Raw genomic sequence first — 21,829 nt, 5'->3', positions numbered from 1 at the left:
TTAACCCTTGACGCCACTGCTGGCGACACTCTGGACGAACCAGCGCTGGAACGTCACGAAAATGGCCAGGACCGGCAGCGTCACGAGCGATGCGTACGCCATGATTTGCCCCCAGGCCGGCGAACGGTTGAAGAATTCCTGAATGCCCGGCATCAGCGGACGCACGTCGCCACTCTGCACGACCATGATCGGCCACAGGTACTGATTCCACATCGTCAGGAACTGCAGGATCGCGACCGTCGCGATGACCGGCCTCGACAGCGGCATCACGATCCGCCAGTAGATCTGGAACGGCGTCGCGCCGTCGAGCCGCGCCGCTTCGTCCAGCTCGATCGGCAGATCGCGGAAGAACTGGAAGAACAGAAAGATCGTGAACGCGTTCGCCGCGAACGGCAGGATCTGCACCGTGTATGTGTTGAACATCGAGTCGCTGAACGACAGGCCGTGCAGCCCGAAGTCGACGCCCGGAAACTGGCTGACGAGCATCACGAGCGGAATCGCGATCGCTTCGAACGGGATGATCAGGATCGCGATCACGAGCGCGAACACCCCCTTCCGCCCGCGCCAGTGCAGCCGCGCGAGCGCATACGCGGCCATGCTGTTCACGACGACGCTCAGCACGACGGTGATCGACGTGACCACGACCGAGTTCACGAAGTAGCGCTCGAAATTGCCGCGCTCGAACACATAGCGATAGTTTTCGAACGTCAGGTCGCCGACTGGCAACAGCGCTCGCCACGAACGCAGATCGGCGAAGATCGCGGTCGTATGCTTGAAGCCCGAGACCAGCATGAACAGCGTCGGCAGCAGGAACACCAGCGTGAAGAGCGTGAGCAGCGCATAGCTGACGGCCTGGCCGATCCGGCGCCGATGTTTCAGAGTGAGATCGCTCATCGCTGCTTCCCCGCGATCAGGCGTCGCTGCACGAACGCGAAGCCGAGAATGAAGAGGAAGAACACCACCGTGATCGTGCTGCCGTAGGCGATGTCCTGTTCGCGGAAGCCGCTGTTGACCGCGTGATACATGACGGTCACCGTCGAATTGTCCGGGCCGCCCTGCGTCATCACGTCGATCTGTGTGAAGAGCGAGAATGCCTGCATCGTCGTCGCGGTCAGGATGAAAACCAGCGTGTTGCGCAGGCCCGGCAGCGTCACGTTGACGAAGCGCTGCCACGCGTTCGCGCCGTCGAGGCACGCGGCTTCGTACAACTCGCCCGGAATGCCCTGCAAGCCTGCGAGGAAAATCACCATCTGGAAGCCCATTCCCTGCCACGCACTCATGATCACGATCGCGAGCATCGCGACGTGCGGATTGCCGAGCCAGTCGATCGGCTGGATGTGACCGAACGACATGGCGGACAGCATCTGGTTGATCAGGCCGAACTGCCGGTCGTAAAGGAACGACCAGACGATGCTGATCACAACCATCGAGATCACGACCGGGCTGAAGAATGCCGCGCGGAAGAACGTGATCCCGCGCAGCTTCCGGTTGATCAGCAGCGCGGTTGCCAGCGCGAGGCCGCACTGAAGCGGCACGACGAGCAGCGCGAACAGCACGATGTTCGCGAGCGAGCGCCAGAACACCGGGTCTTTCGCCACGAGCATGTAGCGCGCGCCGGACACGTCGACGCTCGTCATCTCCTTGTAGCCGCGCAAGCCGCCGCCGTCGCGCTCGAGCGAGCGCAGGCGCGGATAGCTCGGCTGCCCGTCATCGCCGGGAATGATCCTGCCTGTTTCGTCGCGCACGGGTTCGATCTTCACGACCGTGACCGCGAGCAGACGCTCATAGTTGCGCAGGCCGACGAATTCAGTCGGGTTCGGCGACATCAGGCGCTGGTCGGTCAGGCTGAACACGGCCGCCATCACGAACGGCAATACGACGAAGACCAGCAGGCCGAGCAGCGCGGGCGTGCTCATCAGCCACGCCGTCCACGTTTCGCGCCCGAGCTTCGCGCCGCGCGCGTGCGCGTTCGCGTCGGGCGCCGCGAGCCGCGGATCGTTGGTAGTCTCAAGCATCTCCATTCCCTCCTGCGCGGTGGGCCGTCGCGCGGCCCACCGGCTCTGCCGCTTCGATCAGATCCTGAAGCCGTAGCCCTTGTTGTCGCGGATGTTCCGTTCAATCGCGTCAGTCGCGTCGTCCAGCGTCGACTGCACATCGGCGCCGTTGATGATCTCGCGCATCGACTTCTCGAACGTGCTCGTGATGATCGGATACGCGGGTGTCGGCGGGCGGGGCACCGCGTAGCGCTGCGCGAACTCGAAGTAGAAACGCAGGTCGCCACCGGAACGATAGTCGGTCGACAGGTTCGCGGCGGATTGCGTCGTCGGCAGCACCTTGGTCTGGTCGACAGTCTTCGCGACTTGCTGCGGCTGCATCATGTAGTTGATGAACGCGGCCGCGCCGTCCGGCGCCGCGCACGTCGTGCTGATCCCGTATTGCCACGACGCGGCGCCCGTCTTCGGGCCGCGACCGAAATCCGGCGGCGGCAGCACGATCAGGTCGTTGCCCCACTTCGCCTTTGCGTCCGCGTAATTCCAGTTGCCCGAGTAATCGAGCGGCACGCGGCCCAGTACGAACGACTTGTCGTCGACCGGGCGCTTGTTCGCGTAGCCCATCTTGAACAGGCTCTGGAACCACTTGCCGAACGCGACCGCCTGCTTGCCGTTCAGCACGCCGTCCGCGCGCGTCATCGTCGTCCGGTCGATCAGATCGCCGCCGAAGCTCTGCAGCCACGGTGAATACGCGTACGTCCACCATTCACCGTCCGCGTTGTTGTGCATGTCGATCACGTATTCGTAGCCGGGCAACTTCTTCAGCTTCGCGAGCGCGTCATTGAATTCGGCGAGCGTCCACGGCTTGTCGATGGTCGGGATGCGCACGCCGGCCGCGACGAGCGCCGACTTGCGCGCGAAGATCCCGAGCGATGCGTCGTACGGCCCGACCGAATACAGCGCGCCCTTGTACTCGCCCTTGCCGCCGGCCGTCAGGCTCGCGGCAACCTTCGGGTCGAGCAGTCCGGCGAGCGGACGCAGGTAGCCCGACCACGCGAAGTTCGGCACCGTCGGCTCGTCGAGGTCGAGCACGCACGGCAGCTTCTTCGACACCGCGGCGGCCGTCACCGACTCCGTGTACGAACCCTTCGGCAGGTTCTCGTACACGACGCGATATCTGGATTGGGAACGATTGAAGCTGTCGATCAGTTCCTTCGTTATCCTTACTTCGGCGTCGCCGCTGTCGTGCCGCCACAGCGACACGTTGACGGGCGCCGCCGCGGCGATGCCGATGCCGCCACACGCCAGCAGCGCGGCGGCCATGATGCATTCGAACTTGAGGTGTGACACCGTCTCCTCCTGGTAATACGTATTACTTTCTCGTCGTGCTTATAGATACCACCCCAATCGCGAACCATTTTTTTGTATGCGCTCGGCAGGGGGCGGGCCGCTAGTAATTCGAATTACTAGCGGAGCGGAGTATGGAAGTGGGGCGATGGGTTGTCAAGGGAATCTCAAAAAAAACCGAAAACGGATGAGAGGCGGGATGGTGGCTAGAGCAAGACGAGAAGCGGCCGCCCACCGGCCAATCGGCGAATCGGCGAATCGGCGCCGTCATGCGCGCGGCCCGACTGGACCGGACCGGCCGGATGCGAGAAGATCACACGCCGCGTTCCTGCCCGAGCCGAACCTGCCGGGCCGCGCGCACGACGGCGCCGCGCTCGCGATGTGCGCCCACCCTTCCCTTCGACGGAGCATCAGCGATGATCAAAGTGAGCGTGTTTTACCCGAATACCGACGGCGGCACCTTCGACTTCGCCTATTACCAGGACAGTCACATGCCGATGATTCAGCGGCTGGTGGGCGACGCATGCAAGCGCATCGAGATCGACGAGGGGCTCGCGGGCGGCCTGCCGGGGCAGCCGCCGACCTACCGTGCCGCCGGCCACCTGTTCTTCGAATCGCTGGAGGCGTTCCAGACGACGTTCGGGCCGCATGCGAAGGCGATCCTCTCGGACGTGCCGAACTACACGAACCTGGCGCCGATCGTGCAGATCAGCGCGGTGCGGACGTAGCCGCGTCATAGGCCCGCGCGAGCCGCGCGACGCCTTCGCCGATCTGCTCGACGTTCGGCGCGGCGAACGACAGCCGCAACGACGACTCGTCGACGTCGTCCGCAAAGAACGCGCCGCCGGGCACGAACACGACCTTCTGCGCGATCGCGTGCTCGAGCAGCCGTTTCGACGAGACCGCCGGCACGCGCGCCCACACGAACATCCCGCCTTCGGGCCGATGAAACGCGATCGCGCCGCCGAGCTGCTCGCGCAGCGCATCGCACATCGCGCCGCCCTTGCGCCGGTACGCATCGGCGATGCGCGGCAGATGGCGCTCGAGCGCGCCGGCGGCCAGATATTCGGCCGCGATCGCCTGGGTCCACGGCGCGCTGCACAGATCGACCGTCTGTTTCGCGATCACGCAGCGTCGCACGATCTCGGCGGGCCCGATCGTCCAGCCGACGCGCAGCCCCGGCGCGACGATCTTCGACAGGCTCGAGAAATGCACGACCCAGTCGCGCGCGCCGTCGACGTCGTCCGCGAGCGCGAGCAGCGACGGCACCGCGTCGCCGTCGAAACGCAGATCACCGTACGGATCGTCCTCGACGATCAGGATTCCGTAACGCACCGCGAGCCGCAGCAGCGCGACGCGCCGCTCGCGCGTCAACGTCGCGCCGGTCGGGTTCGCGAACGTCGGCACCGTGTACAGCAGCTTCGGCCGGCTCGCCGCGGTCGCCGCATTTGCTGCATTTGCCTCGAGCCACGCGGCGAGCCGGTCGACGTCGAGGCCGTCGCGGTCGACCGGCACCGTGACGATCCGCGCCTGCTGCAACCGCAGCGCCTGCAGCGTCGCCGGATACGCGGGCTGCTCGGTCAGCACGACGTCGCCCGGCGCGACCATCACGCGCAGCAGCAGATCGAGCCCCTGCTGCGAGCCGGTCGTCACGAGCATGTCGGCCGGCGTGCAGCGCGCGCCGCGGCGCGCGGTCAGCGCGATCAGCTCGTGCTTCAGCTCCGCGAGGCCGTCGGTCGGGCCGTACTGCAGGCAACGCGCCGGCGCCGCATACGCGCGCGCGGACGCGGCCTGTAGCCCGTCGACGTCGAACAGGTCGCCGGCCGGATAGCCGCCCGCGAACGAGATCATCCCGGGCTCGCCGAGATACTTGAACAGCTCGCGGATCGGCGATCCAGCCGGCTGCTCGAAGGGGGAAGTGAACGAATACATAGGGATCGTTAAACGACGTTCCTTTCTACGATCGGCCGATTCTCGAGCACGCGCGTCCAGCTCAGCTTGGACAGATCGAGTGTCGCATGGCGCCCGCCGAGGATCCGCTCGCTGACGCCGCGCCCGGTTGCGCGAGCGTCGGCCAGATCACGTCGTCGCGATGAACGGCGCGGCCCGAAGGCCGCGCCGCGGACGACGCGGTGCCGGCGCCCGGCTTCAGCCGAGGTTGAAGTCGATCCCCTGCGCGAGCGGCAGCGCCGACGAATAGTTGACGGTGTTCGTCGCGCGGCGCATGTAGGCCTTCCACGCGTCGGAGCCGGACTCGCGGCCGCCGCCCGTCTCCTTCTCGCCGCCGAACGCGCCGCCGATCTCCGCGCCGCTCGGCCCGATGTTCACGTTCGCGATCCCGCAGTCGCTGCCCGATGCGGCCAGGAAGCGCTCGCTCTCGCGCATGTCGGTCGTGAAGATGCACGACGACAGCCCGTGCGACGCGGCATTGTTCGCGGCGATCGCGTCGGACAGGTCGCGATATTTCAGCACGTAGAGGATCGGCGCGAACGTTTCCTTCAGCACGACCGGCGTCTGCGACGGCATCTCGACGATCGCCGGCCGCACGTAGAAACCGCGCTCGTGGCCCGCGACGGCGTGGCGCTCGCCGCCGTGCACGGCGCCGCCCTCTTCGCGTGCCTGGCGCAGCGCGGCCTGCATCCGTGCGAACGATTCCTCGTCGATCAGCGGCCCCATCAGCACGCCCGCTTCGAGCGGATTGCCGATCGCGACCTTCGAATACAGCGCCTTCAGCCGCTCGACGGTCTTGTCGTACACGCTTTCATGCACGAACAGGCGGCGCAGCGTCGTGCAGCGCTGGCCCGCGGTGCCGACCGCGGAGAACACGATCCCGCGCAGCGCGAGCTCCATGTCCGCGGAACCGGTGACGATGCCGGCGTTGTTGCCGCCGAGTTCGAGCAGCGAGCGGCCGAAGCGGCGTGCGACCTCGACGCCGACCGTGCGGCCCATCTCGGTGCTGCCGGTCGCGCTGACGATGCTCGAGCGCGGATCGGCGACGAGCTTCGCGCCGACGTCGCGGCCGCCGTTGACGAGCGCGGTCAGGCCTTCCGGCGCGTCGCCGAATTCGCGCAGCGCGTCCTGCAGGATCCGGTCGGCGGCGAGCGCGGTCAGCGGCGTTTTCTCGGATGGCTTCCAGATCACCGCGTTGCCGCAGACGAGCGCGAGCGCCGCGTTCCACGACCACACGGCGGCCGGAAAGTTGAACGCGGAGATCACGGTGCACACGCCCATCGGATGCCACGTCTCGGCCATCCGGTGGCCGGGGCGCTCGGATGCGATCGTGAGGCCGTAGAGCTGCCGCGACAGGCCGACCGCGAAATCGCAGATGTCGATCATTTCCTGCACTTCGCCGAGGCCTTCCTGCAGGATCTTGCCGGTTTCGAGCGAGATCAGCGCACCGAGCGCGCGCTTCTTCTCGCGCAGTTTGTTGCCGAGAATCCGCACGAGCTCGCCGCGACGCGGCGCGGGCACGTCGCGCCAGACCGTGAACGCGGCCTGCGCGCGCGCGAGCGCCGCGTCGGCCTGCTCGACGGTGTCGCTCGCGACGCGGCCGATGAGCGCGCCGTCGATCGGCGAATGGACCGCGAGGTCGCCCGTCTGCGCGAGAGGGGCGATGCCGAGTTCGGAGAGGATGTCGGATGCTTTCACTGGATGGCCTTCAGGATTTTCGATTCGGGATCGTGGAGGGTCCGTCGGCGGCAGGTGCCGCGCCGGACGGGGATGACGAGATTGTCCGCAGTCAATGCTGGCGCGGCAACCGACATATCGGAACAAGGTGTTGAGAATTTTGCATCAAGTGGGGATGTTGCTTGAAGTTCTGGGCCGGGAAACGTCCACGATATTGCGCTCAAATTTTAAGCAAAATGCGCATTTGCTATCTCGAATTAATATCTTGACATTGATTTGTTATACATCAAATCTCGGTAAATTTTGCATTGCATTCTCATGCATCCCCGATACCATTCGAATTCGGTGCCGAACATATAACTGACAGGCAGTTATATGCCAACTTCGTTTTTGCCAGGATATTTGACAATGAATGAATTGACAATTAACGAGATGGAGCAAGTCGGTGGCGCTTTTGGGCCGGTCGGGGCTGCAATTGGAGCAGCCGGTGGCGCCGCAAGTTATTTTTTGCAAAACCGGATCGGGGGATCGCCGTGGTCATGGACAGGCTTTGGTGCATCCACGATTGGCGGCGCAGCGGCTGGAGCTGTGGCCGGGCCCGCGGCAGTAGTATGGAGGTTTAACGCCGCAGTTGCCGGCGGAACTGCGAAGGGAATCGCAGATCACTACGGCTGGTAATTTCATGGCGCTCATCAAGAGAAAAATTGCGATGGCTGCGACTGCTGTGATGGGCGTCATCTTTATTTTATCAATTTTCTTCAAGAGCTCGCAGTCATTTCCCACATTCACCGCCAGCATCACTCTATTGAGTGCCATGTGGGAATATAACTCGGTATTTTCATTCAATAATAAATTTCTTCTATTTTGTTGGTCGCTATGGATTTTTTGTATTTTTACGTGGATTTCAAACAGTCTTTTGGGATGGTTCACATGGTAACGCTCACCCAACAGGCTAACACCCAGCTTCCGACGAAGCCACATCACAAATGAAACTCGCCCTGATTCTCCCGCTGCTCATCATCGCCAATCCATACTGGTTCGGCCGGCTCCCCATCGTGACCAACGGTCAACGGCTTTTCCTGCTCCGTGAGCTCCCGTTCGACCGATTCGACTTTCCCCGCTGGCAGTCCGTGCTCGCGATAACGATGATCGGCCTGCTGAACGGAATGGCCCCCTCCATGACTACCGCGCACCACGGCGTACCCGCCGCTCCGCTGTGGCTCGCGTTGTCGCTCGGCCTCGTCACCGTCTGGATCGGGTTCCTCGCGTCCATTCTGATCCTGCGCCTGTGGATGAAACGCGGCGGGCGCTGGGACGGTCATGGCAATCTGTTCAATCTGATCGCCGCCGCCGGACTGGTGGCCGACACCGGGAGTGCCGCAGTCACCGCGCTCGGCGTGCCTGCACTGCTCGTGCTGCCTCTGTGGTTCTATTCGATCTGGGTCGGCGGCAATGCGCTATCGGGCGCGATGCCCAAAGCCAGCCTCGGCTATAGCACCGCAGGCATCCTAGTCTCCATGATCCCGGTCATCGCCCTATCCATGTCAATAGGGTTCGCATTGGCGCTGCACGCTATCGCGGCCCGGTGAAGCACCGCCCGCGCCCATCACGCCGTCTTCACTTCGTTCGCCGTCATCTTGAAAATGCCCTGCGCGTTGCCGGCATCGAAGCGCAGATCGGTCACCCAGCGGCGCGCGGCCTGATCGAACGTGCGCTTGCGCGTGATGAACTCGTAGAACGAGCCCGGCACGCTGCGCGTGACGAGCGCGCCGTCATGCGTGCGGAACTCGCGCTCGACGACGTCCGCGCGATACGCGGTCTGGAACACCCGCCCCGAGCGCGAGCGCTCGACGTCGGGCTTCATCGGCCGGCCCTTCGCCTTTTCGTCGTCCGACAGACTGAACACATCGGCGACACGGTCCGTCGCATGATTGAACGCATTGCCTTCGGTCGCGATCCACGCCATCTCGGCCGATTCGGCGAGCAGCACCTCATAGTCGGCTTCGCGCGGCACGTGGTGTTGGCGCGCGAACGCGCCGACGACCACCGGCAGCAGTACCGCCGCCGCATCGAGCGGCAGCCAGCCATCGCGCTCGATCTCCCACAGCAGCCCGACCGCGGCAGGCGTCAGCGGATCGCGCGACGATCCGACCACGTTCGTCACCGCCTGCCGGAATTCGGCGGAGAAACGCTCCGGATGCAGTTCGCTCACGAAGAACTGCGCGATCTCGTCCGGCGCGTCCTCGTGCGCATAGGCGCGGCCGGTCATCCCGAGCTTGTCGAGCGGATAGCGGCCGTTCAGCCGGAAGCCGAGCGGACGCAGAATCCGCGTGAACGCCGCCTCGCCCGGCGGCAACGCGCCGTTGTGCGGCCAGCGCACGGTGCGCAGCGCACCGTGATCGAAGTAGACCGAGCCGCCGTTCGCGATCGCGTCGTCCGTATACGCGCGGCCGTTCGGCGAGCGCTCGAGCAGCCCTTCGAACAGCGCCATGTTCATCGCTTGCGCGAGCTCCGCGCGCGTGACGACGCCGGGCTCCCATTCGTCGAACAGCGCGGGGATCGTCAGCGTCGCGAACAGCGCGTCGGTCTTCGCGCGGCCGAGCACGCGCGTCAGCAGGGTGTCGATATTCGGATTACGCATCGCATTTCTCGTCTGGTGAGTCGCGCCGGCGCCATCGCCGGCAATGCACAGGCCAGCGCACGAATCGCCAGCCTTGCCTGGCACGCATTATTCGAATGGTTGCGGTACGCGTAAAGCGAGATTAAATTGCCATGTAATGAGTTTTTGGAATGATCATGCGCAAATTCAAGATCCCGAACATGGGCGCGCTGGTGGCGTTCGAGGCCGCGTCCCGGCACGAGAGCTTCACGCTCGCGGCGAAGGAGCTGTTTCTGACCGAGAGCGCGGTGTCCCGGCAGATCGCGACGCTCGAAGCAAGCCTCGGCGTGCGGCTGTTCGCGCGCGTGAAGCAGCGCGTGGTGCTGACGCGCGCCGGCAGGCTGTACGGCACGCAGGTGCGGCGTGCGCTCGAGTCGCTCGACCGCGACACGCTGTCGATCATCGCGCACGGCAGCGGCGGCGGCTACCTGGAGCTCGCGGTGCTGCCGACGTTCGCGTCGCACTGGCTGATCCCGCGGATCAAGGATTTCAACGACCGCACGCCGGACGTGCGCGTGAACATGGGAATCCGCACCGACATGTTCTCGTTCGAGGACACGCACTTCGAGGCCGCGATCCACTACGGGAAACCAACGTGGCCGGGCACGTCGGCGGATTATCTGTTCGGCGAGGAAGTCGTGCCGATCTGCTCGCCGTCGCTGCTGACGGGGCCGGTCGAGCGCGTCGACGACCTGCTCGCGTACCCGCTGCTGCATTCGACGACACGCCCCGGCGCGTGGACGCAATGGTTCGACGCGCACGGCGTCGAGGACAACCGGACGATGCACGGCGTGCGCTACGAGCTGCACACGATGCTGATCAGCGCGGCCGCCGCGGGGCTCGGCGTCGCGCTCGTGCCGAAGTTCTTCGTCGACGGGCAGCTCGCGCAGCTCGGGCTGATTGCGCCGTTCGACGCGACGGCGGTCGAGGACGGGGGGTACTACTTCGTGTACCCGACCGAGCTCAGCCATGGCAAGCCGCTCGAACGATTCCGCGCGTGGCTGCTCGAGCAGGCGAGCGCGTATGCAGGGCCAGCGTCCGACGCCTGACGCCCGATGCCTGACGTGCCGCGCACCCGATCTTCCGCGCGCGGCACACGATTGTTGTAAGCACTTGCCCGAACATTCGAGCTTGCATCCGCCCGTGCATTCCTTTTTAATGGAACTGGTTCCATTCCGCATTTCGCAGATGCCGGCCCATCGCGCGCCGCCGTCTGCGCGTCATCATCACGCCGCAGAATCGAAGGCCCACGGAGATTCCGCGCCGCCCGGACACTTACAGACAAGCGAGGTCGTCATGCCCGATTCCGATTCCCTGCAGAAACTCTTCCCGGCTTTGTCGGACATTCCGGCCGAGGTCCGGCTGAAAGCGCCGATTCATCAACGCGTGTCGCTCGTCGACGGCGAGCTGGTGCCGTGGGACGGCGCGAGCAAGACCGTGCTGTCGCCCGTCTGCGTGCGGCAGCCGGACGGCAGCGTCGAGCAGCTCGAGATCGGCAGCTACCCGGTGATGGGCGAGCCCGAGAGCGACGCGGCGCTCGACGCCGCGGTGCGCGCGTACGACGCCGGCCGCGGCGCATGGCCGACGATGAAGGTCGCCGAGCGGATCGCGTGCATGCAGGACTTCATCAGGCGGATGGTCGCGCAGCGCGAGCTCGTCGTGAACCTGATCATGTGGGAGATCGGCAAGAGCCTTGCCGATTCCGCGAAGGAATTCGATCGCACTGTCACCTACATGACGCAGACGATCGACGCGCTGAAGGAGCTCGACAACGGCAACTCGCGCTTCGTGATCGCGGAAGGCACGATCGGCCAGATCCGCCGCACGCCGCTCGGCGTCGTACTGTGCATGGGGCCGTACAACTATCCGCTGAACGAGACGTTCGCGACGCTGATCCCCGCGCTGCTGATGGGCAACACCGTCGTGTTCAAGCCGCCGCAGTACGGCACGCTGCTGTTCGAGCCGCTGCTCGAGGCATTCCGCGACGCGTTCCCGAAGGGCGTGATCAACACGATCTACGCGCCGGGCGCGGTCGTCGTGCCGCACATGCTCGCATCGGGCAAGATCAACGTGCTCGCGCTGATCGGCTCGAGCAAGGTCGCCGACCATCTGAAGAAACAGCATCCGAAGTCGCACCGCCTGCGCGCGATCCTCGGCCTCGATGCGAAGAACGCGGCGATCGTGTTGCCCGACGCGGATCTCGAGCTGACCGTGAAGGAATGCCTGCTCGGCGCGCTGTCGTTCAACGGGCAGCGCTGCACCGCGCTGAAGATGCTGCTCGTGCATCGCTCGATCGTCGAGCGCTTCCTCGCGCGCTTCACCGAGGAGCTCGCGAAGATGAAGATCGGAATGCCTTGGGAGAAAGGCGTCGGAATCACGCCGCTGCCCGGCATGCATCGCACCGCGTACATGACCGATGCGATCGACGACGCGAAAGCGAAGGGCGCGCGCGTCGTCAACGAATCGGGCGGCGTGTTCTGCAAGACGCTGTTCTATCCGGCGGTCGTCTATCCGGTGTCGGAAGGCATGAAGCTGTATCGCGAGGAACAGTTCGGGCCGATCATTCCGGTCGCGCCGTTCGACGACGTCGAAACCGCACTCGATTACGTGACGACGTCCGACCACGGCCAGCAGGTCAGCATCTTCGGCTCGGACCCGGAACAGATCGGCGCGCTCGTCGATCCGCTCGTCAATCAGGTGTGCCGCGTGAACATCAACTGCCAGTGCCAGCGCGGGCCGGACGTGTTCCCGTTCGCTGGGCGCAAGGATTCGGCGGAAGGCACGCTGTCCGTGACCGATGCGCTGCGCGCGTTCTCGATCCGGTCGATGGTCGCGGCCAAGCAAACCGACGGCAGCAAGGCGCTGCTCGATGCGATCGTGTCCGAACACTACTCGAAGTTCGTCAATACCGGGTTCATTTTATGAAGTAAAAAGAATGTATCGCCGCTCGATGACCGTCGTCACGGATCGTCCGACGATTTCTTCAAAGAGCCCAAGCGAGGTCATCGTGAGACAAGTGCTGCTTCTGATTGCCGGCCTCGCCGGCTTTCTGTGTTCGACCGCGAACGCCGGCGCCGACATCGCCGGTGCGGGCAGCACGTTCGCCGCGCCGCTCTATGCAAAATGGGCCGACGCTTACCGAAAATCGGGCGGCGACAAGGTCACGTACCGGGCCGTCGGTTCGACGGAAGGCATCAAGGCGATCATCGCGAACCAGGTGGACTTCGCCGGTTCCGACGAACCGCTGACGGACGTCGACCTGCTGAAGAACGGATTGCTCCAGTTTCCGGCCATCACTGGCGGTGTCGTGCCCGTCGTCAACATTCCCGACATCCGGCCCGGCCAGCTGACGCTCTCCGGCAAAGTGCTCGGCGACATCTATCTCGGGAAAATCGTCAACTGGAATGCGCCCGCGATCGCCGCGCTGAATCCCGGGCTCAAGCTGCCCGATCTCGCGATTGCCGTGGTGCGTCGCCAGGACGGCTCCGGCACGACGCGCATCTGGACCCATTACCTCGCTCAGGTGAATGCCGACTGGAAAGGCACGGTCGGCGAAGGCAGCGCGGTGCATTGGCCGCGCGGACTCGGCGGCCTCGGGAACGAGGGCGTCGCCACTTTCGTGCACTACGTGCCGGGCGCGATCGGCTACGTCGCGTGGGACTTCACGAAACGGAATCATCTGGCCTACGTCGCGATGAAAAACGCCGCCGGCGCCACGGTTGAACCGGAGCCCAGAACCTTCCAGGCCGCGGCGGCGAGCGCCGACTGGTCGGGCGCGTACGATCAGTTTCTGACCAATGAGCCGGCTTCCGATGCATGGCCCGTCGTCGGTGCGACCTACGTGCTGCTGCGCGCCGACAGCGGCAAGCCGGAGCGCAGCGACGCCACGCTGAAGTTTCTCGACTGGATATACGAGAACGGCAATCAGGCGGCCATCGCGCTCGACTATATTCCGCTCCCCGCGCAAGCGCTGACGGAGATACGCGAGCGATTGCACGCGCAGGTTCGAGTGGGGTCGACGAACACGAACGACGATCGGTGACGCGCCGCGCCACGCGCGCCCTAGGCCAGCAGCCGCGCGCCCCGCGCGGATGCCCCGCCCGCCGCGGCACGCAGATCGGCCAACAGCGCGTCACCCGTCCACGATGGACGCACGTCGCTTCGCTCGGCCTGCCGCACGAGCTCGCAAAGGCGCTCGTTCACCGGCGCGCCGTGCCCGACACGCCGCGCGAGCTTCACCACTTCGCCGTTGATCCAGTCGATTTCCGTCGCGCGCCCCGCCGCAAGGTCATCGGACATCGACGAGCGCGCCAGCGGATCGATCGTCAGCATCGCGCGGCCGAGCCGCGCGAACCACGCATCGGGTATCGCGAGCACGCGCGGCATCCACGCGGGCGGAATCGGCGTCAGACGGGCCGGCCGGATGCCGGCGCGCGCCAGCAGCGCGAGCGCTTCCTTCTGCGCGAGGCCGAGGCAGACGCGGTAAGCGCGCTGCGAAAGCTCGTCCTTCAGCGGCCGGTTCGACAGCGCGTTGATCGCGTTGTTCAGGTTGAGCAGCAGCTTCGCCCACTGCACCGTCAGCATGTCGTCGTGCTGGATCAGCGGCAGCCCCGCCCTGTCGAAATCGCCGACGAACGGCTGCAAGCCCGGCACGCGCCGGATCTCCAGTTCGCCCGCCGTGCCCTGGTGAAACGCGCCGGGGCCGCTTTCGACGACGTTGAACGGCACCATGCCCTCCAGCACCGTGTTGCGCGGCAACGCGGCCCGCAACACGTCGGCGTTGCCGACGCCGTTCTGGAAGCTGACCACGATCGTGTCCGGACGCAGCACGCCGGCCAGTTCCGCCGCGACCGTCTGCGTCGCCGCGGACTTGACCGTGACGAGCACCAGATCCGCGGCGGCGGCCGCGGCGGGGTCCGTCGACACGTCGATGCGCTCGTGCGGCACGAACCAGCCGCGGTTGCCGAACTGCGACAGCGTGAGCCCGTGCGTGCGCAGCTGATTGGCGACGCGCTCGCGCGCGACGAATCCGACGTCGCTTCCGCCGGCGAGCAGCCGCCCGCCGATGTAGCAGCCGACGGAGCCGGCGCCATAGATACAGATCTTTGCCATTCCATGCCTCGATGAGCCGCCAGTTGACACCGTCGATGCGCCGGACGGCGAGCCCGGCCCATCGTGCTCGCGCCGCCCGCTGTGCGCGTATCGCGCGTATCGCGCGTTGCGGTCGTTGCAGTCGTTGCGATCGTTGATCGGCGCGTCAGTCCGCGTAGCCGGGGTTCAGCCGGTCGAGCCGGCGCAGCAGCCCCGGCCACACGAGCTTCCCGGCGCCGACACCCCGCGTCACCTCGGCGATCTGCTGCTTGATGCCGCCGAGGATCGTCGGCGCGATCGGCGAGAGCTTCGAGCCGCCGGCTTGCGCACGCACCTGGATCATGCACGACGCTTCGAAGAAGTACATCGCGACGAATGCGTCGGCCGCCGTCGCGCCGACGGTCAGCAGGCCGTGATTGCGCAGCATCAGGTACGTGTTGCTGCCGAGATCGCGCACGACGCGGGGCTTCTCGTCTTCGTTGAGCGCGATGCCCTCGTAGTCGTGATAGCCGAGCGACGCGAGCACGCCGAGCGACTGCTGGGAAAGCGGCAGCAAGCCCCCTTCCTGCGCCGACACGGCGACGCCGTTGACCGAATGCGTATGCATCACGCAGAGCGCATCGTCGCGCGCCGCATGCACCGCGCTGTGGATCGTGAAGCCGGCCGGGTTGATCTCGTACGGCGAGTCGGACACCTTGCGGCCGTCGAGATCGACCTTGACCAGCGACGACGCGGTGATCTCGTCGAACATCATCCCGTACGGGTTGATCAGGAAATGGTGCTCGGGGCCGGGCACGCGCGCGGAAATATGGGTGAACACGAGATCGTCCCAGCCGAACAGCGCGACGAGACGGTATGCCGCCGCGAGGTTGACTCGTGCTTCCCATTCGGCGGGGGACACTGCGTGCTTCAGGCTGACATCGGAAGAGGCCACGTCGATACTCCTTATCAAGGGTTTCAGCATCAGGAAAAACCGCGGCGGCGCGCTGCGCATGCACGCCGCGACAGCCGTTGACGCATGATGCTGGGATTCCCGCGTAGAATCTGTCGGATAGCCGACAGGTCGAGAGGCTCATGGAATCCAGGCTGCTTCGCTATCGTCCGCAACTCGAATCGACGTCGTGGTTCCGCAGCCTGCCCGTCGAGCTGCGGGACGACCTCGTGAACCGCGCGACGCTGCTCCAGCTGGAAAAGGGACAGGCGTTGTACCGGTGCGGCGATCCGTCTTATGGCCTGTACGCGGTGCTCGAAGGGGCGCTGTCGGTCGGCACGGTCGGCGCCGACGGCAAGGAAGCGCTGCTCGCGGTGCTGGGCCCGACCGCCTGGGTCGGGGAGATCTCGATGTTCGACGGGCTGCCGCGCCCGCATGACGCGATCGCCGTCAGTCGGGCGCTGTTCCTGCACGTGCCGGAAGCCGCCCTCCAGAGTCTGCTGGACGCGACGCCGCGCTACTGGCGTGATTTTGCGCTGCTGATGGCGCAGCGCCTGCGGCTGTCGTTCAAGAACGCCGAATCGTTGACGCTGCTGCCCGCCGCGCAGCGCGTCGCCGGCCGTCTGCTGATGATCGCCGAAGGGTATGACGGCCTCAATGCGACGCAGAGCAGGATCCGGCTGTCGCAGGAGAGTCTCGCGTCGATGGTGTCGCTGTCGCGGCAGACCACGAATCAGTTGCTCAAACAGCTCGAAAGCGAGCGGATCGTGAGCCTGAAATTCGGCGAGATCGCGATTCTGGATATCGAACGGTTGCGGGCGGCGAGTGCCGGTGATGTCTGACAGGCGCAAGATGGCTCGAACCGTCCCCCCTACCCCCGCTCAGGATCGGCCGCCCGACGATCCGCGCCCGACGCCTCCGCCGCAGCCCGACCTCGAGGATTGCTGCTGCAGCGGATGTTCGCCGTGCATATTCGACCTGTACCACGAAGCGCTGGAGCGCTACGAGGCGAAGCTGGCCGCGTGGGAAGCACGTCATGCGCGCTGAGCATCGGGCCGGCAATGCCGGCCGCCACAACGCCGGCCGCGTCCGTCAGAACCGCGAGAACCCGTGCTTGGCCATATCGCCCGGATTCCCGGCCACATACTCGAGCGCGCAACGCTCGGTATCCACGCCGACCGTCAGCAGCGTCTCCCAGCGCTCCGTATCGGGCAGCGCCGGATCCGGATGGAAGCAGACCACCGCCTGATCCCCTGCCGCGCCGCACAGCGCCTGCGCGCGCGCGCGCACGTCCGCGCTCGTCATCCCCGGCACCGAATCGGTCAGGTGCGCGAAGCGTTCGCGCGTCGTCGAGCTGTCCGGCATGCATTCGCCTTCGCTCAGCGCGCGGTCGAGGAAGTGATTCGTGTGCAGCAGCCAGCCGTCCGGGCGCGCGACGACGACCGCCGTCGCCGCCGGGCTCATCTCGATGCATGCGGCGCGCGGCGTCGCGTCGTCGCGCTGGAACACGGTCAGCACCGTCGATGCGCTGACGCGCGCGCTGCGCGCAAGCTCGATCGCCTCCTGCACGGTCGTCGCTTCCTCGAGCACGCGCCGCGCGATCGCATGGACCGGCACGCCCGCGCTGTCGTCGTCGCTCGCGTGATGCAGGATGTTGAAGTGCAGCCCGAGCCCCGCGCTGTTCACGCCGATCTTCGCGGGCATCCCGAACTCGGTGAACAGCTTCACCGTCAGGCCGCCGCGCGTCACGAGCTGCAGCAACAGCCCGTTCAGCGCGAGGCTGTCGTGCCAGTCCCACGTCTGCAGCGTGCGCGGCGCGTTCGGGCCGGACGGCGCGAACACCGTGGTCGAGCATTCGCCTTCGGCCGACGGCGGCGCGATCGCGAGAATCTCGGTGCGCGCGTTCAGGCACGCGAGCTGCCAGCGCGGCAGCGCCGCGCCGTCGGCGATCGCGTAGATTTCGTCGGCGAGACCCGGGCACCACGCTTCAAGCGACGCGAGGCTCGCTTCTCCGAGCGCACGCACGCGCTGCGGGTCGAGCCCGAGCTTCGGGAAGAAGTCGAGGTACAGCGACGTCGTCTGCTGGATCTCCCGCGCCCAGCGCTCGCCGATCAGGCGGCCGCGCGCGCGCGGATCCGGTGTGTCGGTCACGAAGGTATGAATCTTCACGATAATGTCTCCTTGTTCAGTCGGGCCGGCGACGCACACGTGCGTCGCGAATTCGATGGGCGGCGACAAGGGTAATGGAACCCGCGCCGCCCCATCGTGCCCAGTTTTTGCATAACTTCTGTGCCTGCCAGGAATAGATTCACATGGACAAGATGACCGCCCTCACGATGTTCGTCGCCACGGCCGAGTACGGCGGCTTCAGCCGGGCGGCCGAGCATCTCGGCAAGACGCCGTCGGCCGTGACGAAGGGCGTCACGCAGCTCGAGGTCGAACTCGGCGCGCGGCTGTTCGAGCGCACCACGCGGCGCATGGCGCTGACGGAGGCCGGCCACGTCTATCTCGAAGGCGCGCGTCAGGCGTTGATGCAGCTGCAGGTCGCGAGCGAGGAAGTCGAGCAGTTGCAGCGCGAGCTGCGCGGCAACCTGCGGATCGCGGCGTCACCGGCGTTCGGGCCGGCGTTCCTGAGCCGCGTCTGCTGCCGGTTCATGCGCGAGCATCCGCAGGTGCGCGTCGAGATCGAGCTCAGCGAGAGCGACCTGATGGACGGCACGTACGATCTCGCGCTCGCCGACGGCACGACCGACCTGCCCGGCGTGATCGCGCAGCCGCTGCTCGAGAACCGCCTCGTGCTGTGCGCGAGCCCCGCGTATATCGAACGCCGCGGTGCCGAGGTCACGCACGAGAACTACACGGAGCACGACTGGCTGATCTTCCGTCATCCGCTGATCAACCGGCATTTCTGGTGGGTCGCGCGCGACGGCGAGCGCATCCGCGTCAAGCAGCCGGTGCCGCGCCTCGCGAGCGGCAACTACGATTTCCTGCTCGCGTGCCTCGTCGACGGCCAGGGGCTACAGTTCGCGCCGAACTGGAGCGTCGCGCCGTATCTCGCGCGCGGCGAGCTGGTCGAGATCAAGGCCGAGCTGATGCGCGAGGAAAGCGCGCTCGGGCCGTGGATTCATGTGCTGTATCTGCCGCATCGCCGCAGCACGCGCAAGGTGCGCGTGTTCATTCAGTATCTGCGCGAATATCTGCTGACGCTCGGGCTGAACGTCGCGCCGGCGAGTTCGCCCGGCGGGCTGTCCGACGCGCACACCGAGTCGGCGGCGCATCACGAATAAAAAAAACGGCAGGGCGCGCAGTGCGCAGCCCTGCCTGTCGCAAGACCGGAGGGCGCCCCACCGAACGCCCAAGGCCGCAACAAAGCTCGCTTGGTGAAACCCGTTAGAACGCGTAGATGAACTGAGCCGCGGCGATGTCGTTGCTGCGCGAATAGGAGCCGTTGTTCTTCAGGAACACCGGATGATTCGCGGCATCGTGGCGATACTCGAGCTTGACCGTGATCTGCTGCGTCGGATAGAACAGCAGGTCCGCGGTGATCGCGTAGCGCTGCGCGCCCTTGCACTCGGTGCCGTTCGTCGACGAGTTCGCGAAGCACGACGGATCGACGCCGAAGCCGCTCGAGCCGTTCACCGCCGCATTGCCGCCCGACAGGCCGTACAGGATGCCCGAGCCGCCGCCGCCGTTCGCGGTGTCGTTCAGGTAATCCAGGCGCAGCGTCGCGCCCATCCGGCCGATCCACGACGTCGTCCACTTGGTATGGCCGAGCAGCGACATCCCGTACCACCGCGCGGTGCCGCCGTTCCATGCGCCCTTCTGCAGCTGGCCGTAGTCGACCTGCGCGTTGAACTGAGTCTTGTCATGCGTATACGTAACGTCCGATTCGACGTACGTGAAGAGGCCGGTCGGCGACGAGCCGTTGCACTGATAGCCGTAGCCGCCGGCCGGGCACGGCGAGAACAGCGACTGCCGGCCGATGCTGCCGGACACGCCGAGATCCCACGCGGTGTACTTCGCGTTGTCGTAACGCGCGCTCAGCGTCGGCGTCCAGTTGCTCTTCGTCGTGTTGTTCGCCGCGTTCGCGATCGCGCCGGCGGTGTGGAGCTGCTCGTTGCCGAGGAACACCTGCCAGAACTGCGTGTACGCCGCGTCCGAGCCCTTCAGGCCGACGCCGATCGAGCTGGCCGGCTCGCTGAAGTCGTACAGCAGCCCGTGCGTGAGCGTCAGCATCTGGTTCGATGCCGTCAGCTCGTAGCCGGCAAGGCTCGGCATCAGGCCGGCCTCGAACGTCTTCGTCGACGACAGCGGCACGGTCACGTCCGCCTGCGTGATGATGTTGTTGCCGAAGCCGCCGTGCTCGTTCGTCAGCGAGCTGCCGACGCCGCGGTTCGGCTGAATGATGATTTCCGCGGCCGGCGCCATCGGGCCGACGCCGAACGTCTTCTTGATGTCGAGATAGACGTCGCCGATCGTGCTGTTGAAGTAGTCGTACGCGCCCGGCTCGTGGTTCAGGAACTGGAAGCCGCCCGAATGCTGATCGCGGTTGTACAGGTAATACGGATCGATGTAGCCGGTGATGCTCAGGCCGGCGATCGGGCCGGTGGTCGCGGCGTCCGTCAGCGAATCGACCTTCAGCTGGGTGTTCGCGACCTGCTGGCGCATCTCCTGCATTTCTTCGGTCGTCATCGGCGGCACGGCGTTCTCGTCGGCAGCGGCGGTGGCGGTGGCCGCCGGTGCGGCCGCCGGCGCGGCGGCCATGCTCTTCTTCAATGCGTTGAACTGCGCCTGCAGTGCGTTCAACTGGGCCTGAAGCGCCTGAATGCGGGCCGATTCCGATTGCGGCGCTGCCTGCGCGAAGGCCGTCGCGGCTTCGAACGCGAGCACGCACATCGCGGTAACGTGTTTGATTTTCATGGTGTGTCGATCGTCAGGGATGAGCGTGCCCCGCCCACCCCCCAACCGGGGCGGGACACGTGCGATAGGGCTGAAAAGGCTGAAAAAGGCGCGCTTACTCGGTCTTCAGCTTCGCCCAGAGGCGGTTCATCAGGCGCGTCAGCTCGGCCGGAATCGGCTTGGCGGTGACGAGCTTGTGAATCGTTTCGGTCGACGGGAACACGGCCGGATCGCCGAGCACCTCGGGGCGGACCATCGGCTTCGAGCTCGGCACGGCGGACGGATACGACGTGTCGTTCGTCAGGCTCGCGCTTTCCTTCGCCGAGATCACGAAGTTGATGAACTTGAGCGCGTTGTCCGGATGCGGCGCATCCTTCGGGATAGCCATCATGTCGAACCAGATCGCGGTGTTCTCGACCGGGATCGAGTACTTGATGTGATACGAGCGATGTGCCTTCTCGGCGGCGATCCGTGCGGAGTTCACGTCGCCGGACCAGCCGAGCGCGACACAGATGTCGCCGCCGGCGAGGTCGTTGATGTAGCTGCTCGAGTTGAACTGCGTGATGTACGGGCGGATGCCCTTCAGCACTTCGTACGCAGCCTGATAGTCGGCCGGGGTCGTGCTGTTCGGATCTTTCTTCAGGTAGAGGAGCGCCACGCCGAACGCGTCGACCGGCGAATCGAGCACCGAGATCCCGCAGCCCTTCAGCTTCGCCGCGTACTTCGGATCGAGCAGCAGCGCCCAGCTGTTCGTCGGCGCGTCGTTGCCGAGCGCGGCCTTCACCTTCTCGACGTTGAACCCGATCCCGTCGGTGCCCCACGACCACGGAATGCCGTACTGGTTGCCCGGATCGTTCTTCGCGATCATCCGCATCAGATCCGGATCGAGCAGCCCGTAGTTCGGCACCTTCGACTTGTCGATCTTCTGGAAGATGCCGGCCTGGATCTGCTTCGCCCAGAAGATGTCGGACGGCACCACGACGTCATAGCCCGAGCTGCCGGACAGCAGCTTCGCCTGCAGCGTTTCGTTCGAATCGAACTCCTGATAGGAGACCTTGATGCCGGTCGCCTTCTCGAAGTTCGCGATCGTGTCCTTGCCGATCGAGTTGCCCCAGTTGTAGACGTTGACCGTCTCATCCGCCGCGTGTGCCGACGGCATGCCGAACGACGCGATCCCGCCGAGCGCGAGCGCCGCGCAAACCGTCTTCATGCGTTTGTTCCAAACCCCAGCCATTTGTCTCTCCTCCACCATTTATGTCCCGTTCTGCGCGAACGATGCGAGTC

The 21,829-nt window shown here is 65.6% G+C and carries 20 protein-coding genes and 1 pseudogene; 8 read left to right on the top strand and 13 right to left on the bottom strand.

Annotated elements, in window-relative coordinates:
• The 3 genes from HZI36_RS20635 to HZI36_RS20625 are packed head-to-tail and all read right to left on the bottom strand — an operon-like array spanning position 1 to position 3,341.
• Positions 1-894, bottom strand: a complete 894-nt coding sequence (locus HZI36_RS20635) for a carbohydrate ABC transporter permease (protein WP_179404518.1) — start codon at positions 892-894, stop codon at positions 1-3.
• Complete coding sequence (locus HZI36_RS20630) at positions 891-2,015, bottom strand: carbohydrate ABC transporter permease (protein WP_218884130.1); 1,125 nt, start codon at positions 2,013-2,015, stop codon at positions 891-893. Before HZI36_RS20630 ends, HZI36_RS20635 begins: the two co-directional genes overlap by 4 nt.
• A 57-nt stretch (positions 2,016-2,072) precedes the next feature.
• The gene (locus tag HZI36_RS20625; protein ID WP_218884127.1) at positions 2,073-3,341 is read right to left on the bottom strand and encodes an extracellular solute-binding protein; all 1,269 of its coding nucleotides are present in this window, start codon (positions 3,339-3,341) and stop codon (positions 2,073-2,075) included.
• Positions 3,342-3,754: 413 nt separating this feature from the next.
• Here HZI36_RS20625 and HZI36_RS20620 point away from each other — a divergent pair, with 413 nt between their 5' ends.
• Entirely contained in the window at positions 3,755-4,066 is a 312-nt protein-coding gene (locus HZI36_RS20620; RefSeq protein WP_179404517.1) for an EthD family reductase, read from the top strand.
• Here HZI36_RS20620 and HZI36_RS20615 read toward each other — a convergent pair.
• From HZI36_RS20615 to HZI36_RS20600, 4 genes and pseudogenes are all read right to left on the bottom strand, one after another.
• A complete protein-coding gene (locus tag HZI36_RS20615) occupies positions 4,047-5,270 on the bottom strand; it encodes an aminotransferase-like domain-containing protein (protein WP_179404516.1) in 1,224 nt (407 codons plus the stop codon). The two genes, HZI36_RS20620 and HZI36_RS20615, sit on opposite strands and share 20 nt — an antisense overlap.
• A gap of 8 nt (positions 5,271-5,278) precedes the next feature.
• A pseudogene (locus tag HZI36_RS20610) lies at positions 5,279-5,416 on the bottom strand (FAD-dependent oxidoreductase); the annotation flags it as partial.
• A 70-nt stretch (positions 5,417-5,486) separates the two neighbouring features.
• Entirely contained in the window at positions 5,487-6,986 is a 1,500-nt protein-coding gene (gene amaB, locus HZI36_RS20605) for an L-piperidine-6-carboxylate dehydrogenase (RefSeq protein WP_179404515.1), read from the bottom strand.
• Between the two features lie 516 nt (positions 6,987-7,502).
• The gene (locus HZI36_RS20600) at positions 7,503-7,895 is read right to left on the bottom strand and encodes a hypothetical protein (protein ID WP_179404514.1); all 393 of its coding nucleotides are present in this window, start codon (positions 7,893-7,895) and stop codon (positions 7,503-7,505) included.
• A gap of 56 nt (positions 7,896-7,951) precedes the next feature.
• On the opposite strand from HZI36_RS20600, the gene HZI36_RS20595 reads away from it, so the two are divergent.
• A complete protein-coding gene (locus HZI36_RS20595) occupies positions 7,952-8,554 on the top strand; it encodes a hypothetical protein (RefSeq protein ID WP_246327155.1) in 603 nt (200 codons plus the stop codon).
• A 17-nt stretch (positions 8,555-8,571) separates the two neighbouring features.
• Here the strand turns inward: HZI36_RS20595 and HZI36_RS20590 are convergent, their stop codons facing one another.
• Positions 8,572-9,606, bottom strand: coding sequence for a DUF1338 domain-containing protein (locus tag HZI36_RS20590; protein ID WP_179404513.1), 1,035 nt, complete (start codon positions 9,604-9,606; stop codon positions 8,572-8,574).
• A gap of 155 nt (positions 9,607-9,761) precedes the next feature.
• Here HZI36_RS20590 and HZI36_RS20585 point away from each other — a divergent pair, with 155 nt between their 5' ends.
• The 3 genes from HZI36_RS20585 to pstS all read left to right on the top strand — a co-directional run bounded on the left by HZI36_RS20585 (position 9,762) and on the right by pstS (position 13,666).
• On the top strand, positions 9,762-10,673 hold the full coding sequence (locus tag HZI36_RS20585) for a LysR substrate-binding domain-containing protein (protein ID WP_179404512.1): 912 nt from the start codon (positions 9,762-9,764) through the stop codon (positions 10,671-10,673).
• Between the two features lie 247 nt (positions 10,674-10,920).
• Positions 10,921-12,549 carry an NADP-dependent glyceraldehyde-3-phosphate dehydrogenase gene (locus HZI36_RS20580; protein ID WP_179404511.1) on the top strand — a complete coding sequence of 543 codons (1,629 nt, stop codon included), beginning with the start codon at positions 10,921-10,923 and terminating at the stop codon, positions 12,547-12,549.
• A gap of 82 nt (positions 12,550-12,631) precedes the next feature.
• Positions 12,632-13,666 carry a phosphate ABC transporter substrate-binding protein PstS gene (pstS, locus tag HZI36_RS20575; RefSeq protein ID WP_343050331.1) on the top strand — a complete coding sequence of 345 codons (1,035 nt, stop codon included), beginning with the start codon at positions 12,632-12,634 and terminating at the stop codon, positions 13,664-13,666.
• A 20-nt stretch (positions 13,667-13,686) separates the two neighbouring features.
• On the opposite strand, the gene HZI36_RS20570 is transcribed toward pstS, so the two are convergent.
• The gene (locus HZI36_RS20570) at positions 13,687-14,736 is read right to left on the bottom strand and encodes a 2-dehydropantoate 2-reductase (protein WP_179404510.1); all 1,050 of its coding nucleotides are present in this window, start codon (positions 14,734-14,736) and stop codon (positions 13,687-13,689) included.
• 145 nt (positions 14,737-14,881) lie between these two features.
• Positions 14,882-15,649, bottom strand: coding sequence for a class II aldolase/adducin family protein (locus HZI36_RS20565; RefSeq protein ID WP_179404509.1), 768 nt, complete (start codon positions 15,647-15,649; stop codon positions 14,882-14,884).
• Between the two features lie 140 nt (positions 15,650-15,789).
• On the opposite strand from HZI36_RS20565, the gene HZI36_RS20560 reads away from it, so the two are divergent.
• Together HZI36_RS20560 and HZI36_RS20555 are read left to right on the top strand one after the other, a co-directional pair.
• Positions 15,790-16,488 carry a Crp/Fnr family transcriptional regulator gene (locus HZI36_RS20560; RefSeq protein ID WP_179404508.1) on the top strand — a complete coding sequence of 233 codons (699 nt, stop codon included), beginning with the start codon at positions 15,790-15,792 and terminating at the stop codon, positions 16,486-16,488.
• 10 nt (positions 16,489-16,498) lie between these two features.
• Positions 16,499-16,693, top strand: a complete 195-nt coding sequence (locus tag HZI36_RS20555) for an oxidoreductase-like domain-containing protein (protein WP_179404507.1) — start codon at positions 16,499-16,501, stop codon at positions 16,691-16,693.
• A 45-nt stretch (positions 16,694-16,738) separates the two neighbouring features.
• Here the strand turns inward: HZI36_RS20555 and HZI36_RS20550 are convergent, their stop codons facing one another.
• A complete protein-coding gene (locus HZI36_RS20550; RefSeq protein WP_179404506.1) occupies positions 16,739-17,815 on the bottom strand; it encodes a C45 family autoproteolytic acyltransferase/hydrolase in 1,077 nt (358 codons plus the stop codon).
• 143 nt (positions 17,816-17,958) lie between these two features.
• On the opposite strand from HZI36_RS20550, the gene HZI36_RS20545 reads away from it, so the two are divergent.
• Positions 17,959-18,933, top strand: coding sequence for a LysR family transcriptional regulator (locus tag HZI36_RS20545; RefSeq protein WP_179404505.1), 975 nt, complete (start codon positions 17,959-17,961; stop codon positions 18,931-18,933).
• Between the two features lie 103 nt (positions 18,934-19,036).
• On the opposite strand, the gene HZI36_RS20540 is transcribed toward HZI36_RS20545, so the two are convergent.
• Entirely contained in the window at positions 19,037-20,566 is a 1,530-nt protein-coding gene (locus tag HZI36_RS20540) for a DUF3138 family protein (RefSeq protein ID WP_179404504.1), read from the bottom strand.
• Positions 20,567-20,660: 94 nt separating this feature from the next.
• Positions 20,661-21,755, bottom strand: a complete 1,095-nt coding sequence (locus HZI36_RS20535) for a polyamine ABC transporter substrate-binding protein (RefSeq protein ID WP_246327154.1) — start codon at positions 21,753-21,755, stop codon at positions 20,661-20,663.
• Between the last annotated feature and the right edge of the window lie 74 nt (positions 21,756-21,829).

Origin of the sequence: Burkholderia guangdongensis (assembly GCF_013403875.1) — a bacterium.
In the GTDB taxonomy this organism is placed as follows: domain Bacteria; phylum Pseudomonadota; class Gammaproteobacteria; order Burkholderiales; family Burkholderiaceae; genus Burkholderia; species Burkholderia guangdongensis.
This window is presented reverse-complemented; position numbering and strand designations above follow the sequence as displayed.

Excerpts from the sequence above, each read along its gene's own strand:
- HZI36_RS20635 (WP_179404518.1), bottom strand. The coding sequence starts at position 894 with ATGAGCGATCTCACTCTGAAACATCGGCGCCGGATCGGCCAGGCCGTC.
- HZI36_RS20590 (WP_179404513.1), bottom strand. The coding sequence starts at position 9,606 with ATGCGTAATCCGAATATCGACACCCTGCTGACGCGCGTGCTCGGCCGC.
- HZI36_RS20630 (WP_218884130.1), bottom strand. The coding sequence starts at position 2,015 with ATGCTTGAGACTACCAACGATCCGCGGCTCGCGGCGCCCGACGCGAAC.
- HZI36_RS20595 (WP_246327155.1), top strand. The coding sequence starts at position 7,952 with ATGAAACTCGCCCTGATTCTCCCGCTGCTCATCATCGCCAATCCATAC.
- HZI36_RS20555 (WP_179404507.1), top strand. The coding sequence starts at position 16,499 with ATGGCTCGAACCGTCCCCCCTACCCCCGCTCAGGATCGGCCGCCCGAC.
- HZI36_RS20535 (WP_246327154.1), bottom strand. The coding sequence starts at position 21,755 with ATGAAGACGGTTTGCGCGGCGCTCGCGCTCGGCGGGATCGCGTCGTTC.
- HZI36_RS20615 (WP_179404516.1), bottom strand. The coding sequence starts at position 5,270 with ATGTATTCGTTCACTTCCCCCTTCGAGCAGCCGGCTGGATCGCCGATC.
- HZI36_RS20540 (WP_179404504.1), bottom strand. The coding sequence starts at position 20,566 with ATGAAAATCAAACACGTTACCGCGATGTGCGTGCTCGCGTTCGAAGCC.
- HZI36_RS20620 (WP_179404517.1), top strand. The coding sequence starts at position 3,755 with ATGATCAAAGTGAGCGTGTTTTACCCGAATACCGACGGCGGCACCTTC.
- HZI36_RS20545 (WP_179404505.1), top strand. The coding sequence starts at position 17,959 with ATGGACAAGATGACCGCCCTCACGATGTTCGTCGCCACGGCCGAGTAC.
- HZI36_RS20570 (WP_179404510.1), bottom strand. The coding sequence starts at position 14,736 with ATGGCAAAGATCTGTATCTATGGCGCCGGCTCCGTCGGCTGCTACATC.
- HZI36_RS20560 (WP_179404508.1), top strand. The coding sequence starts at position 15,790 with ATGGAATCCAGGCTGCTTCGCTATCGTCCGCAACTCGAATCGACGTCG.
- HZI36_RS20585 (WP_179404512.1), top strand. The coding sequence starts at position 9,762 with ATGCGCAAATTCAAGATCCCGAACATGGGCGCGCTGGTGGCGTTCGAG.
- HZI36_RS20580 (WP_179404511.1), top strand. The coding sequence starts at position 10,921 with ATGCCCGATTCCGATTCCCTGCAGAAACTCTTCCCGGCTTTGTCGGAC.